This window comes from Nocardia sp. TBRC8007, assembly GCF_056629435.1.
Genome location: NZ_JBWSOR010000004.1, coordinates 1 through 13,839, shown reverse-complemented (window position 1 = coordinate 13,839; position 13,839 = coordinate 1). Strand labels below are relative to the sequence as shown.

10 protein-coding genes are annotated in these 13,839 nt (G+C 64.4%); 5 read left to right on the top strand and 5 right to left on the bottom strand.

Translation table 11 applies throughout. The features are described from left to right. The first annotated feature begins 5 nt into the window (after positions 1-5). Positions 6-1,244: a uroporphyrinogen-III synthase gene (locus tag ACX4ZE_RS05805; protein WP_480272272.1), complete on the top strand. Its 1,239-nt coding sequence runs from the start codon at positions 6-8 to the stop codon at positions 1,242-1,244. Further along, the gene (locus ACX4ZE_RS05800) at positions 1,241-1,999 is read left to right on the top strand and encodes a sirohydrochlorin chelatase (RefSeq protein WP_480272271.1); all 759 of its coding nucleotides are present in this window, start codon (positions 1,241-1,243) and stop codon (positions 1,997-1,999) included. Before ACX4ZE_RS05805 ends, ACX4ZE_RS05800 begins: the two co-directional genes overlap by 4 nt. A gap of 65 nt (positions 2,000-2,064) precedes the next feature. Here the strand turns inward: ACX4ZE_RS05800 and ACX4ZE_RS05795 are convergent, their stop codons facing one another. The 5 genes from ACX4ZE_RS05795 to ACX4ZE_RS05775 form a co-directional block, all read right to left on the bottom strand. After that, positions 2,065-3,546 carry an AAA family ATPase gene (locus ACX4ZE_RS05795; RefSeq protein ID WP_480272270.1) on the bottom strand — a complete coding sequence of 494 codons (1,482 nt, stop codon included), beginning with the start codon at positions 3,544-3,546 and terminating at the stop codon, positions 2,065-2,067. A 95-nt stretch (positions 3,547-3,641) separates the two neighbouring features. Continuing rightward, entirely contained in the window at positions 3,642-6,845 is a 3,204-nt protein-coding gene (locus tag ACX4ZE_RS05790) for a type I restriction endonuclease subunit R (protein ID WP_480272269.1), read from the bottom strand. Further along, positions 6,845-8,092, bottom strand: coding sequence for a restriction endonuclease subunit S (locus ACX4ZE_RS05785; protein WP_480272268.1), 1,248 nt, complete (start codon positions 8,090-8,092; stop codon positions 6,845-6,847). Before ACX4ZE_RS05785 ends, ACX4ZE_RS05790 begins: the two co-directional genes overlap by 1 nt. Further along, the gene (locus ACX4ZE_RS05780; protein WP_480272267.1) at positions 8,085-9,725 is read right to left on the bottom strand and encodes a class I SAM-dependent DNA methyltransferase; all 1,641 of its coding nucleotides are present in this window, start codon (positions 9,723-9,725) and stop codon (positions 8,085-8,087) included. The genes ACX4ZE_RS05785 and ACX4ZE_RS05780 overlap by 8 nt, the downstream gene beginning before the upstream one ends. Before the next feature lie 20 nt (positions 9,726-9,745). After that, positions 9,746-11,656 carry a hypothetical protein gene (locus tag ACX4ZE_RS05775; protein WP_480272266.1) on the bottom strand — a complete coding sequence of 637 codons (1,911 nt, stop codon included), beginning with the start codon at positions 11,654-11,656 and terminating at the stop codon, positions 9,746-9,748. A gap of 169 nt (positions 11,657-11,825) precedes the next feature. On the opposite strand from ACX4ZE_RS05775, the gene ACX4ZE_RS05770 reads away from it, so the two are divergent. The 3 genes from ACX4ZE_RS05770 to ACX4ZE_RS05760 all read left to right on the top strand — a co-directional run bounded on the left by ACX4ZE_RS05770 (position 11,826) and on the right by ACX4ZE_RS05760 (position 13,375). After that, positions 11,826-12,131 (top strand): hypothetical protein, encoded by a 306-nt coding sequence (locus ACX4ZE_RS05770; RefSeq protein WP_480272265.1) that lies wholly within the window; start codon positions 11,826-11,828, stop codon positions 12,129-12,131. A 264-nt stretch (positions 12,132-12,395) separates the two neighbouring features. Continuing rightward, positions 12,396-13,100 carry a DUF8020 domain-containing protein gene (locus tag ACX4ZE_RS05765; protein ID WP_480272264.1) on the top strand — a complete coding sequence of 235 codons (705 nt, stop codon included), beginning with the start codon at positions 12,396-12,398 and terminating at the stop codon, positions 13,098-13,100. Between the two features lie 119 nt (positions 13,101-13,219). Then, entirely contained in the window at positions 13,220-13,375 is a 156-nt protein-coding gene (locus ACX4ZE_RS05760) for a hypothetical protein (protein WP_480272263.1), read from the top strand. The last annotated feature ends 464 nt before the right edge of the window (positions 13,376-13,839 follow it).

The window sequence follows — 13,839 nt, the reverse complement described above, 5'->3', positions numbered from 1 at the left end:
TCGGCATGGCAATAAATGACGCGGGAGCTGGTCTGGCCGGCTTCACAGTAGGCATTACGGCGGCGCGGCGAGCCGAAGAGTTCGCCACACTGCTGCGACGACGAGGCGCTTCCATTGTGTCCGCACCGGCCATCCGGATCGTCCCACTGGCCGACGACACCGAACTGGAGCGGGTCACGCGGCAGCTGGTCGCTGATCCGCCGCAGATCACTGTGGCTACCACAGGAATCGGCTTCCGTGGCTGGATGGAGGCGGCCGAGGGCTGGGGCCTGGCCGAGGATCTGCGCCGCGCGCTGGGCGCTACCCGGATGCTGGCCCGCGGCCCGAAGGCCAAGGGCGCCATTCGTGCCGCGGAATTGCGCGAGGAGTGGTCGCCTGCCTCCGAGTCGTCCGCCGAAGTGCTCGACCACCTGCTCGCCGAGGGGGTGGAGGGTACTCGGATCGCGGTGCAATTACACGGAGCCACCACCGAATGGGAGCCGGTGCCCGACTTCTGCGAGGTCTTGCGCTGTGCGGGAGCGGATGTCGTTCCCGTGCCGGTATATCGTTGGGTGCCGCCGGATGATCAGGGGCCGATGGATCATCTGATCGAGACCGTCGTCACCGCTGGACTGGACTGCATCACCTTCACCAGCGCGCCCGCTGTGGCCTCGACGTTGATGCGCGCCAAGGAGACCGGACTGCTGGACGGGCTGCTGTACGCACTGCGTGGCCGGGTGCTGCCCGCCTGCGTCGGGCCGATCACAGCGGTGCCGCTGGAGGAGCTCGGCGTGCCCACCTCGATGCCGGGCCGGGCCAGGCTCGGCGCGCTGGTTCGGCATGTCGTAGAGGAACTGCCCAGGCGTGCCAACCGGATCCAGGCCGCAGGCCACCACATCAGCATGCGCGGCGCCTGCGTAGTGGTGGACGGTCAGGTGCGTCAGCTGGCGCCTGCGCCGATGGCCCTGATGCGTTCGCTGGCCCGGCAGCCAGGCCGGGTCGTCTCCCGGGAGGACTTGCTCGCCGCGCTGCCCGGTGGCGGGGAAGATACACATGCGGTGGAAACCGCCATCGCTCGGCTCCGGGCCGGGCTCGGCACGCCGAAAGCCATTCAGACCGTGGTCAAACGAGGGTACCGGCTCGCATTGGATCCGGCGGAGTGCATTGACAACCCCCGGCCCATCGTCAACGGTGGCGCGCATGTGCCCGGCGCCGGAATCCCGGCTCGGGCACTTCGGCACATCCAGACGGCGGGAATCCGGTGACCGTTCCTGCCTTGGTGCTGGTGGCGCACGGGACCCGCAGCACTAAGGGCGTACAGATGATCGCGGCGCTCGCGGAGGCAGTGACGAAGGAACTCGGTACCGGGGCTTCGGCGTCCGACGCCGAGTCCGGGGAATCACCATGGGTGCGGACGGCATTTGTCGACGTGCTCGGCCCTTCGCCCGCCGAGGTGCTGCGCGATCTGGCACCGCCGACCGGGAAAGCCGTTCCGGCGGTGGTGGTTCCGGCATTCCTGGCCTCGGGCTATCACGTCTACCAGGATGTTCCGCGCGAGGTGGCCGACAGCGACCATCCCATGGTGGCGGTCACCCAGGCTATGGGCCCTGATCCGGCGTTGGCGCGGATCATGGCCATGCGCTTGCGCGCCGCGGGCTGGACCAGAGGAGAGGCGGTGGTCTTCGCCGCGGCGGGTTCCTCGGATGCCAGGGCCCGCCGGGATGTCCGGCGAGCCGCCGCATTGCTGGCCGAACGGCTCGGCGCTCCGGTCCGCGTCGGCTATATCGCGACCGGTGCGCCTCGGGTGCCCGAAGTGGTCGACGATCTGCGTGCCGCGGGCGCGGACAGGGTCTTTATCGCCTCGTACCTGCTGGCGCACGGACTGTTCCAGCAGCGCCTGCACGAGGTGGGCGCGGACGGTGTCGCCGAACCCATCGGCGTGCATCCGGCTGTGGTCCGGCTGATCGCCGAGCGTTACCGGACTGCCGCCAACGAGCTGGTCCGGGTGCGGGTGCGCTGAACCCCTCTGCCGCTGCTCAGGGGAGGAAGAACTCAGGAAACCTCTTTTCGCGGAACGGAATTCATTTACATGCCTGCATAGAGGGCGTCGAGGTCGACCAGCATGATGTCACCGCCGGTGGCGCCTTGCCCTGCCGCAGCCCCGGCAGCTCGGAGATGCTCATCGAACCCAGCGCCGCTATAACAGGTGAGGATTGTCTCGGTGGTGTCGTACCCTTTGGCCGACAACAGTTCCCGTGCCCGCCGCAGTCGCTCGAGGTGACCGAGCGTCATCACCCGGTCCCACTTCGCCTCACCTATAGACAAGATCCGGCGGGGACGACCGGTCTCCTCTGAAGCGAGCACAGCGACATCGACCTGGATCTGACGTTTGTCCCGAGGATCGTTCACCGTTGCCGCTGCCACCTGTCCGGGCAGGTCGCCGAACACTTCCGGGCCCACCGACATCGCCCAGTCCCGGCAGATTCCTTCGAAATGCGGTCCGACTACCTGCGATAAGAAAGTCGCTCGCGAATTATGCCACGCCGCAGCGGAATTACCGCGTTCCAGCCGGGTCCACTCCCGGCGCATCACCGCTTCGTAGAAGGTGATCAACGGTTCGGCGATCCGGTAGGTGGACTTTCCCCGGCTGAACGGGTCCGGTTCGCGGACCACCAATCGCGTATCCTCCAGTACCGATAAGGGGTGCCCGATATCGGTGGAATTGCGGCCGATGGTATTCGCGATACCACCGCGCGTGGTGTGCCCACCGGCGATGGCGCCGAGAACGGCGTGATACAGCGCTACGTCGCGGATCTCGGTCTCCTCTGCCAACAGGTAGCGGGCTTCGCGGAACAGCGGGATTTGTGGATCGAGCACGGTCCGCAGCACCCAGGAATCGAAATCTGCCAATGAATCCGGCACGTCCCCGGCCACGAATTCGCGCCGATAGGCGGGTGTGCCCCCGACAATGGAATGCACAAGCACCGCCAGTCGAGGGTCATCGATTCCCCAGAACCGAGCCGATTCTCGGTATTCGAGCGGAGTGACGATCAACTCCAGGCTCGCCCGCCCACGCAGCGGTACGTTTCCCGACAGCAGCCGTCCCATCACCGACATCGCGGATCCGCACAGCAGGACACGCGAGCCGGCCCGCCGGGCATACCCGCGCGGATCGAGTGCGCGCTGTAACAGCGAGGGCAGCGCCGGAGTCGCTTTACTCAGATAGGGGAACTCATCGATGACGACGAGTCCGTCTCCCACGACCGTGAACAGTCGCTCGAGCGCCTCGTCCCAATCCGCGAAAGCGTATCGTCCGCCGCCCGCGTACGCGGCCACAGCGGCGCCGAACCCGGCCAGCGCTTCGACCTCCGTGGTATCGGTGGCGGTGAAGAAGAATCCGCCCGCCGCATCGGCCAGTGCGTCCAGCAGGAACGTTTTCCCTTGCCGCCTGCGTCCACTGACAATGCCCAACCGCACATCAGGGCTCGGCGATGACGCGAATCGAACGAGTCCCGCCCACTCCCGGTCGCGATCGAATATATGGTCGGGTTTCACCCAAGCCGTCATGTATAGAACTATACATCTAAGAAGTATAGTTCTAATAGAAATACGCCGATCGGCCCCACGTGGTCGGGATGACCCGGGTTGCGGGGCCTGCGCAGCTACTCCCTTCGCGAACGGCGTTCCTCTGCGTAGCGTGGGGCGAGCGCTTCCATCTGTTCGATGACCTGGCGGATGGCTTCGGGCTGCTTGTCCGGCGGGTACTTGTACTTGATCAGCAGCCGTTTGATCGACGAGCGGAGTTTGGCGCGGACGTCGTCACGGACGGTCCAGTCGGTCTTCACGTCCCGGCGCATGATGGCGACCAGTTCGCGGGCGATCTGGCCGAGCACATCGTCGCCCATCTGCTCGACGGCCGATTCATTTTCGCAGACAGCGTCATAGAAGGCGAGCTCGTCCTCCGAGAGCGCGGGGGTAAAGTGGTTGCCGCGGTCGCGTTCCGAGGCGGCCTCGCGGGCCAAAGCGATCAGTTCGGCGATCACCTCGGCTGAGGTGAGCTGCTGATTCGTATAGCGGTTCATCAGGTCGCGAATGCGTTCGGAGAACGCGCGCTGGCGTACCAGGTTGTTGCGAGTGCTGTGGCGCACCTCCTCGATCAGCGCCGCGCGCAGCGCCTCGATCGCCAGATGCGGACGCTCCGCCTGCCGAGCCCGCGCCTCGAATTCGGGAGTCAGGTCGCTCAGCGACGGTTTCGGGAGTCCGGCGGCGGCGTAGATATCGACGATGTCACCGGAACCGGTGCTTTCGGCGACGAGCGTGGCCAGCAGTCGCTGGATTTCGGCGGGCACCGGTCGACCCTCGGCTTTGCGTTCCTCGGCGTCGCACTTGGCCATCCAGATGCGGACCTCCTCGTAGAACCTGATCGTGCCGCGCAGTTCGGCGATCGGCTCGGCGGTGGAGCTGAGCGTCCATGCCCGGACCAGCTGATTGGCCAGGGTGCGGAACCGGCCGGACAATCGCGCGGATTCATCCTGTTCCTGGTTGCCGGGCGTATGCGGGGACCGTAGCCACTCGGTCAGCCCGACCACCGCCTGGATCCAGCTGCGTTCGCCGCCCTCGAGTTTCGCCCGCCAGGGATACCCGGTGCACAGCTGGTCGAGCATATCCACCAGTTGCTTGGTGAGTGCCGCGATTTCCTCGGTGTCCTGGCCGACCGGGCGCCGTTCCTGGTCGCTGGGGGTGTATTCCGCGAGTGCCTTCTCCAGGTTCTCGGCCAGCGGCGCGTACGCCACCACCAGACCGTCCTGCTTGCCCTCGAAGGTGCGGTTGACCCTGGCCAGGGTTTGCATGAGCAGTGCGCCCTTGAGCGGGCGGTCCAGATACAGCGTGTGCAGCGGCGGGGCGTCGAACCCGGTGAGCAGCATGTCCTTCACGATCACCAGCTGCAGCGGATCGTCCGGATCTTTCAGCCGGGCCTGGATCTTCTTATTGGCACCCGCCCGCCGCACATGCGCGGCCACCGCACCCTGATCTTTCGCGCTGCCGGAGTAGACGACCTTGATCACGCCCTGGTCGACGGCATCGGAATGCCACTGCGGCTCCAGTTCGATGATTCGGTCGTACAGCGCGGCGCAGATCTCGCGGGTGCCGCCGACAATCAGCGCCTTACCCGGCCCGCCGATGAATTCGGTCATCGCCGCGGAGCGTTTCTTCCAATGCTCGACGATATCGCGGGCCACCCGATCGAGCCGGGCCGGGGCGCCGTAGATGGCGTTGATCACCGCGACCGACTGCTCCACCTTGGCTCGTTCCACATCGTCGAGCCCGAGTGCCGCCTCGTCGGCGGCATTGTCGATATCGGCGTCCGAAATGCCTTCGATCACCCGGACTTCCGGCAGCCGTGGCTCGAAGATCACCCGCACCGTGGCGCCGTCGTCGACCGCGCGGGTGAGGTCGTAGATATCGATGTAATCGCCGAACACCTTGCGGGTATCGCGGTCCTCGAATGAGATCGGTGTACCGGTGAACGCGATCAGTGTCGCATTCGGCAGCGCGTCCTTCAGATACCGGGCGTAGCCGTCCAGGTCGTCGTAGTGGCTGCGGTGCGCCTCGTCGACGATCACGATCACATTGCGGCGGTCGGTGAGCAGCGGGTGGTCGAGCCCGGCCTCCTTCTCCTGTTGGGACAGCCCGAACTTCTGCAATGTGGTGAAGTAGATGCCGCCCGTGGTGCGGTCGCTCAACGCGGAGCGCAGCTCCGCCCTGGTGCCGACCTGGATCGGCTGCTCCGCCAATAGCAGCGATTTGTCGAAGGTCTGGAACAGCTGGCCGTCCAGCTCGGTGCGGTCGGTCACCACCACCAGCGTCGGATTTTTCAACCGCGGCTGTTTGCTCACCAGATGGGCGTACAGCTCCATCTCCATGGATTTGCCCGAGCCCTGGGTATGCCAGACAACACCGGCCTTACCGTGGCTCTCCACCGCGCCGACCGTGTGCCCTACCGCCTTGGTGACCGCGAAATACTGGTGCGGTTTGGCGATCCGCTTCACCAAGCCGTCGCCGGTGGCGTCGAAGGCGACGAAATTCTGTCGGATCTGTAGGAACCGCTCCGACTGCAGCAATCCGTCGATCAGGAACTCCAGCTCGACACCGGCATGCTCCTCATCGCGGGCCTCGCCGATTTTCACCGGCTTACCGTCGTCGTCGACATTCCACGGCGCGTAATGGTTGAGCGGGGTGAACGGAGTACCATACCGCGCGGTGCGGCCATCACTGATCACCGTGAGCACCGCGAACCGGAACGCCAGCGGGAACTCCCGCAGATACGTCGCCAGCTGCGCGTGCGCCGAGGCCAGATCGGCAGCCGCCGCCCCGGCCTTCTTCAATTCCATGATGCCGACCGGCATCCCGTTCAGATACAGCACGATATCGAAGCGCCGCGCCGCATCCCGCGACCGCACCGTCACCTGGCTGACGGCAAGCAGCTCATTGTCCTCCACCCGGCCGCCGATCAGCCGGATGGTCGGATTCTGTTCCACCCCTTGATGATCGACATAGCTGATGCCGCGATAGCCATTGCTGAGGATATCGTGCAATCGGTAGTTCTCCGCCAATGCGTCCTGCGAAGCAGGCGCGCGGATCTCCGCCAGCGCCTGCTCCACATACTGCACCGGCACCTGCGGATTCAGCTCCCGCAGCTTCGCCAGCATCCGCGCGGGGAGCACGATATCGTCCCAGGACTCCCGGCCCAGCTCGGCGCCGGGAGCGATCGCGGTCCCCGGCAGCGGCCGCCACTCGTTCTCGGCCAACTCATCCAGCGCCAGATGCTCCCACTCGGCTTCGCCGAAACCGGCGTCATCGACCATCAGGCAACCTCTTCTACTTTCCGCTCGGCGTCTTTGATGCGGAGCCTGCCGGACATGAGGAGGGGGAGGAGTTCGTCGCGGGTCTGGGCAAGCTGCGTGTTCTCCGCACCGAGCGCGTGAAAGAGTTCCAGTAGCGCCGATAACTCGGCATCATAGGAACTACTTGCTGAATCGGATATAACGGGAACAGTAAGAGATCCGATGTCCTTTAAATTGATATATGGCGCCATGTCGCTTTTATGCATCACGTTGGCAGTTTGAGTACGGAGATCAACACTTCTGAACCACGCCGCCAGCCAAGCCGGCGATAACAACGAACCGTGAGGTACGCGGAAGTAGCAGAGCTGTGGACTGTACACACTGCTGCCTAAGTTCTCTGGTACGACGGCGACGCGGCCTACAGTTCCCTTGGTCGTCAATACGATATCACCTGCACGTGCGACCTTTACTCCAATATTGGAGATGTAGGCGCTCGAGACGAAATCATCGCCATTGGCAAAGACACGATTGTCGCGCACATCTCCTGCACGCAATATGCGAAGACCTGGAGTGCCATGCTCTGCACGCTTTGTACGGTATCCGTCGCCGAATTTCAGTAAGCCGCGTCCGGCTAGTTCACGGATCGATGCACGGTTGTCCGCGCCTTGTGTAGACTTCAGGTATACGGCATCACTCAGATCGATAATGGCGCATGCCGTTGAGTTATTGGCGGCAATCTTGTCGTCAAGCGCCCCCAACAACTCTGCAATTGCCCGCTGCTCTGAGATGGATGGCACCTCTAGTGGAAGTTGTGAGAGAATTGAAGTGTTCAGGTTGAGCATCGTCGCGCCGACGGCGTGTCGGCGAATCCACGACCGCGACTTCGTAAGCCCTAGAAGGTATGAGACGAAGCGGGAATCGTGAATTTCTGAGTTGGGAATTCTGACTCGCAGGCATCCAGTCCCGCATAACCAGCCTCGATTTTCTTCGCGAACCAGCGCACGGCGTTCAACATCGCCCCGACGGGAGTAGACTATATCACCTACTTCGAGGCGATATTTGGCGAGCCTCTTCATGTCGGTAGATGAAACCATGGCTATCCCATCGGCCTCGATCCGATTATCTCCGATGTTCTGCGGCATAACGCTTGGTGTGCCGATTATTACATAGTCGCTCGCATGCAGTTGTGAGCCAAAAGGCCCAGTTTGAATCCCTCCACCAGCTTCATTGCAGATTTCACCCAATGTTATTGATCGCCAGTTATTCACTGAGCATCTCCAGCCTTGAGCGAACTTCATTTCCGAGTAGATCGGACTCTTTGAATGCAGCCAGGAGCTCCGACTTCAGTCGTTCCACCTTTATATCCAGGGGCTCGTCGTCAGCAGTAGAATCCGCTGCCCCCACATATCGTCCCGGTGTCAGTGCATAATCTGCCGCTTTGATCTCCCCGACCGCCACCGACTTGCAGAACCCCGGCACATCTTCATAGGTCAGCCCTTTCCGCGTCGCTGAATCCGTTCCCCGCCAAGCGTGATACGTATCCGCGATCCGCGCGATGTCCTTATCGCTCAAGGCCCGTTCGGCCCGATCCACCATGTACCCGAGTTCGCGGGCGTCGAGGAACAGCACCTCTCCCCGCCGATCGACAGTCCCACCACGCCCAACGCTCTTGTCCTTGGTGAAGAACCAGATGCAGACCGGAATCCCGGTGGAGCGGAACAGTTGGGTGGGCATGGCGACCATGCAGGACACCAGATCCGCCTCGACGATGCGGGCGCGGATATCGCCTTCTCCATTGGAGTTCGAGGACATCGACCCATTGGCCATCACCACGCCCGCGTTGCCGCCGGGCGCCAGCTTGTACAACACGTGCTGGATCCAGGCGTAGTTGGCGTTATTGGCGGGTGGGATGCCGTAGACCCAGCGCGGGTCGTCGGTATTGCGGGTCCAGTGTTTGATATTGAACGGCGGATTCGTCATTACGTAGTCCATCCGTACGTCCGGGTGCTGGTCGCGAGCGAAAGTATCGCCCCAGCGGGCGCCGAGCCCCTTGTTCTCGATGCCGTGGATGGCCAGGTTCATCTTGGCCATGCGCCAGGTCTCCTCGATGGCTTCCTGGCCGTAGACGGCGATGTCCTGGGCGTCGCCGTCGTGGTATTCCACGAATTTCTCCGACTGTACGAACATGCCGCCGGAACCGCAGCACGGGTCATAGATGCGGCCGCGCGCGGGTTCGAGCATCTCGACGATGGTCCGTACCACGCTGGGCGGGGTGAAGAATTCGCCACCCCGTTTTCCTTCCGCGCGGGCGAAATTGCCGAGGAAGTATTCGTATACCTCGCCCATGAGGTCGCGGGCGCGGTGTTGCCCCTGCCTGCTGAAGCGGGCGCTGTTGAACAGGTCGATCAGCTCGCCGAGCCTGCGCTGGTCGATATTGTCCCGGTTGTACAGCCGGGGCAGGGTGCCTTTCAGTGACTCGTTGGCGCGCATCACCGCGTCCATCGCCTCGTCGATCAGCTGGCCGATGGTCTTGGCCGGTGCGGTATCGCTCGCGGCGACGCCTTTCGCGTTCTCGGCGAGGAACTGCCAGCGGGCGGCGGCGGGCACCAGGAATACCCCGTAGCCGCGATACTCTTCCTCGTCATCGATGACCTGCTCGATCTGCTCGTCGTCCCAGCCTTCGGCGCGCAGCCCGGAGCGGATGAGTTCGCGGCGCTCGTCGTAGGCGTCGGAGACGTACTTGAGGAACACCAAACCGAGGATGACGTCCTTGTACTGGCTCGCCGACAACGAGCCGCGGAGTTTGTCGGCCGCTTTCCACAGCGTGTCCTTCAACTCCTTCATCGTCGATGGGGCCGCGTTGTTCGCGGATGTCGACGTCTGTTTTTTCCTCGGGGGCACCCGTGGGCTCCTTTCCATGGTCATGACAACACTTCTTCCGGCCCGCGCAGGGTGACCGTGCCTGCGGCGATGCCATCGATCAGGGCTCGGCGCAGCTCTTCGGTCGCCGTCAGCCGCTCGTGCAGCCGAGTCTCGTAGGCGGCGATGCGGCCAAGGACATCTTCCAGTACCAGGGCTTCGTCCCGGTCCAGGGCCGGTACCTGCCAGGACTGCCATTCCGGTCCTGGCGCGGCCACCCGATTGATCAGCGCGGCGAGTGCCCGCGGGCCGATGCCTGCCGCCGGATCCAGGCGCAGCACCCGGGACGGGGAGGCGACCAGTGCGCCGCCGGTCTCGTCGACCTGCGCCCGCGGTCGCGGCTTCTCGACGAAGACCACGTCGCCGGGCTGGGTACGCATCGCCCGACTGTAGTGTTTCTCCGCATCCAGCGGATCGAAGGCCAGGCCCTCGGTGCTGCCGTCGGCGGATCGCACCGGCACCGTCGCCCCGGCCGTCGCCAGACCGGGATCGACGCGGGAGCCGCGCACCATTTTCACCCATCCCAGCTCCGTCAGCTCGCCCAGCGATCGGTAGCGCATCTTCACCGCGCCAGGGGCCGAGGCGACCAATACGTCGAGTGTGCCCGGCGCGTCGGTGGTCACCAGCGTCGCCGCGTGAATCCGGTCGATATCCCGGTTGGAATCGGTGGTGCGCACCCGGTCCGCACACATGCCTCGCGGCACTACTGTGCGGTCGGCGAGCAGATCCGAGCGTCGACGGGCCCGGGCGTACCGATAGGCCCGGCGATCCGATTGGGTGAGCGCGCCGACGATATCGGCGGCCAGGTCATCGGTATCGATGCCGCTGCCGAGTCCGTCGAGGGCGGGCGTGGCCAGGTCGGCGGCCAGCGGGTACTCGATCTGCTCGCCGCCGCGGACGATCCACACGCCCAGCGCTTGCCGGTGCGCTTCCCGCCATAGTCCACGCGGCAGTCGCAGGGCCATGGCCAAGCCACCGAGCCGCAAGGTCGTGGACCGGTGGTGTTCCATTTCACCGCGCAAGGTGTCGCACAACGCCGCGGCGGGGCCGAGCACAACCGCCAGTTCGCCTGCCGCCAGTTCGAGTAGGGCGTTGTCGACATGGTCGAGCGCTTGCGCCGTGTCGGACCCGACCACCGACAGTACGCGCACATGCGGCTCGTTGGTGAGATCGGCGAGGTCGATCTCCCGGATGGCCGCCCGTCGCCGTAACCCGCGGGCCGCCACACCGTTGCCGAGCACGACCAATCCCGCTCCGCCGCAGGCGATATCGAGCACCAGATCGGGCGTTTCGCCTGCCGAGACCAGTTGGGCACCTTCGGGGTCCAGGAAGTTCAGGCAGGTGTCCACGATCGCGCGCAGTAGCACCCGCGCGTCGGCCGTCAGGTCTCGGCTCTCCAGCGCCCGGCCCGCCCGGCCGGACTCCAAGCGGTCCAGCGCATCCGAGGGCCCGTAGGCCGACTCGACCAGATCGTCGAGGTAGCTGAGCACTCGGGCCCGCGGATTCAGCGTACAGATTTCAGTCAGCAGCAGGTGATCGTCCGGGTCCGTTTCGTGGGCCAGCTCGATCAGTTCCGCCGGGGTTGCGCCTGCCAGCTCGTTGTCGGTCCTCGTTCGCAGGCACAGTAGGGTGACCAGCTCCTCCAGATCAGCTCCGTCCGGAACACTGACGGCGGGCGCGTCCAGCCGGTGATCAGTGTTGTTGCCGCGGCCGGTGCTTTCCAGCCAGTCGAGCACCTCGCTTCGAAGGAAGCGATCTACTTGCCCCGCATTCGGAATCGGATCGGGGAATGGGACGAGCCGACCGCGTACGGATGGTCGGTTACGCCACATCGAGACCACCGGGCGTCGGACCTTGGCCAGCTCGGCGATGTCCCGCAAGGTCAAGGTCGCCTCATCGTCCGGTGTGTTCATCCCCTGCTTCCTCCCTCAGCGCACTGTGGCGCGTCCTACGGTAAGGCCGCTCGGCGCTCTTCTTTCCCGAAAACACTGATAACCCCGTTTATCAGTAGATCTCATGGTCAATGTCCGCTGTGCGAACCCATGGTGTAGCCACACATCGTGCCCACTGCGGAGGTACACCATGAGCAGACATCGAAATCCCCATGGCCGCTGTCACACCCACGGTCGACGTTCGTACCGATCCAGCCGTCACGTCGAGCTCACCATCCGGCACGGAGACGAGTTGGCGAGCCTGCCGCCACTGCCGCGGCTCGCCCGCTGTGCTTGCGGCAAGATCACCTACTTCTCGTTCCGCGACGCCGACCTGGCACTCGCGGGCATCGATCACTCGGACCCGCAACGGAAGGAGTGCCGGGTCTACCGCTGCCCGTTCTGCGCGGGCTGGCACCTCACCAGTCAACCGGGGCGAACTCGGGGAGCGGTCTGAGGCAACGGCGGAAGGTGCTGATCGCCATGTGTTTCATCAGCGTTACCAACTGCTCTGATAAGCAGGCTTATCGGAGAGGAATTGGACACGATTCACTGATACATGATCAACTGTCCGGTTGCCCAATATCGTTGCTCGCCACTGTAAGTCTTTGTCGAACTGCGAGATGAGGGCACCGGTCTGGTTCATGCGGCCTCGGTCCGGGCGTACTGCCCGTGGAACGGGTTCTGAACGTCCAGTCGTCCACGCAGGCACTACTTGTCCATGCTGTCCGAAAACACCGCGAAACAAGGAATGATGAAGCTCAGAAAACTCACTGCCACCGCCTTGCTGTCCATCGCCGCCGTCGGCATCACATCGGGTGTCGCCGCGGGCGCTCCACCGGCAGCGCCCGATGCCGCCGTCAGCGTATGGCCTGCCACCGCGGAGGGGACCGAGCACAACGTCGGATACGCCATCGACCGCGACGACACGACGCTCACCGCGACCCTCACCGACGGCACCTTCGAGCTCACCGCCGACGCGATCTCTGTGACCGCCGCCGATGGCACTCAGGTGGCTCGTCTGCCGCTGCAGATACCGGTGAAGGAGCATCTGCTGGAATTGGCACCGCGCTTGGACGCCAACGGCACTCGCCTGATCGCCGATGTCGGCGCGCGGCAGATGAGCGCGGAGGAGATCGGTTATTGGCGCAAAACCTCACCGCGCCAACGCAGTATCGAGGCCGGTATGTCTCTCGGCGCCGCGGTCGGTGGAATGATGGGTGTCTTCCTCGGCATCGTGGTCGGTATCGCCACCTACGGTCTGCTGATCCCGATCACCTTTCCGGTGGGCTTGCTCGTAGGGGTTCTGGGCGGCGCGGCGGTCGGCGGGGCCGCGGGCGCCGCCATTCCCAACTCCGATATTCCCGATCAATGGGAGTACGAGTTGGAATGCCGTGGTAGTGGCGATTTCCGCTTCTGCTGGTAGGCGCATCGGTGCGGGTGGCGCCGTGAGCCGGCGCCACCCGCCGTCAGGTGGCCGCACGGCGCGGTCGAGTATCGTGACGAGCGCTTCGGATACAGCTCGAGTGGTGGTGGGGACCGGGTTTGGCGACAGAGGACTTCGTCATCACCCGTAACGGGCGGCCCGTCGGCGAGCTGCGGCCCATTACTCCGCGACATGACGTAACGGTGGCCGAACTCGAGGCCCGACTCGCCCGCTTCACCGACACGAGTCGTGGCGCCGAGTTCGTTGTTCAGTGAGGTGAGGGAAATCAGTTGTCCGGAGCGGGCGGCCGGCATCCGCACGAGTGCTCGCATCTCGGTTGTTCGCTCGATCTCCGACAACTGCTGCACGTCCCGCGCGATGAGATTGCCGACGTAGGAGGTGAAGAAGCCACGTCGTCGGCGATCATTGGTTTGGGCAACCGCCTCCGGGAAACCTCCTCGGACAATTCGCTATCACGCCATTCGGTGTCTCGGCCCTTGGCGAGGAGACGAACCAGGGTGCTCTTGCCGCTCTGTCGGGCGCTGTTGACGAGTACCACCCGGATGTCTCCCAGCGCGGCACCGACTACGGCCTCCGCGTGTCTGGGTAAGGCTGAACCGAGTAGGGTCCGCATCCAGGCTCTCGTCGTAGAGTGATTGTTGACGGTGGATCTGCCGCTACCTTGCGCGTGGATCTGCTGCGTGGTGTGGACGGCTGAAGCCCGCGCCTACGTCACCGA

Excerpts from the sequence above, each read along its gene's own strand:
- ACX4ZE_RS05805 (WP_480272272.1), top strand. The coding sequence starts at position 6 with ATGGCAATAAATGACGCGGGAGCTGGTCTGGCCGGCTTCACAGTAGGC.
- ACX4ZE_RS05795 (WP_480272270.1), bottom strand. The coding sequence starts at position 3,546 with ATGACGGCTTGGGTGAAACCCGACCATATATTCGATCGCGACCGGGAG.
- ACX4ZE_RS05790 (WP_480272269.1), bottom strand. The coding sequence starts at position 6,845 with ATGGTCGATGACGCCGGTTTCGGCGAAGCCGAGTGGGAGCATCTGGCG.
- ACX4ZE_RS05775 (WP_480272266.1), bottom strand. The coding sequence starts at position 11,656 with ATGAACACACCGGACGATGAGGCGACCTTGACCTTGCGGGACATCGCC.
- ACX4ZE_RS05770 (WP_480272265.1), top strand. The coding sequence starts at position 11,826 with ATGAGCAGACATCGAAATCCCCATGGCCGCTGTCACACCCACGGTCGA.
- ACX4ZE_RS05765 (WP_480272264.1), top strand. The coding sequence starts at position 12,396 with ATGCTGTCCGAAAACACCGCGAAACAAGGAATGATGAAGCTCAGAAAA.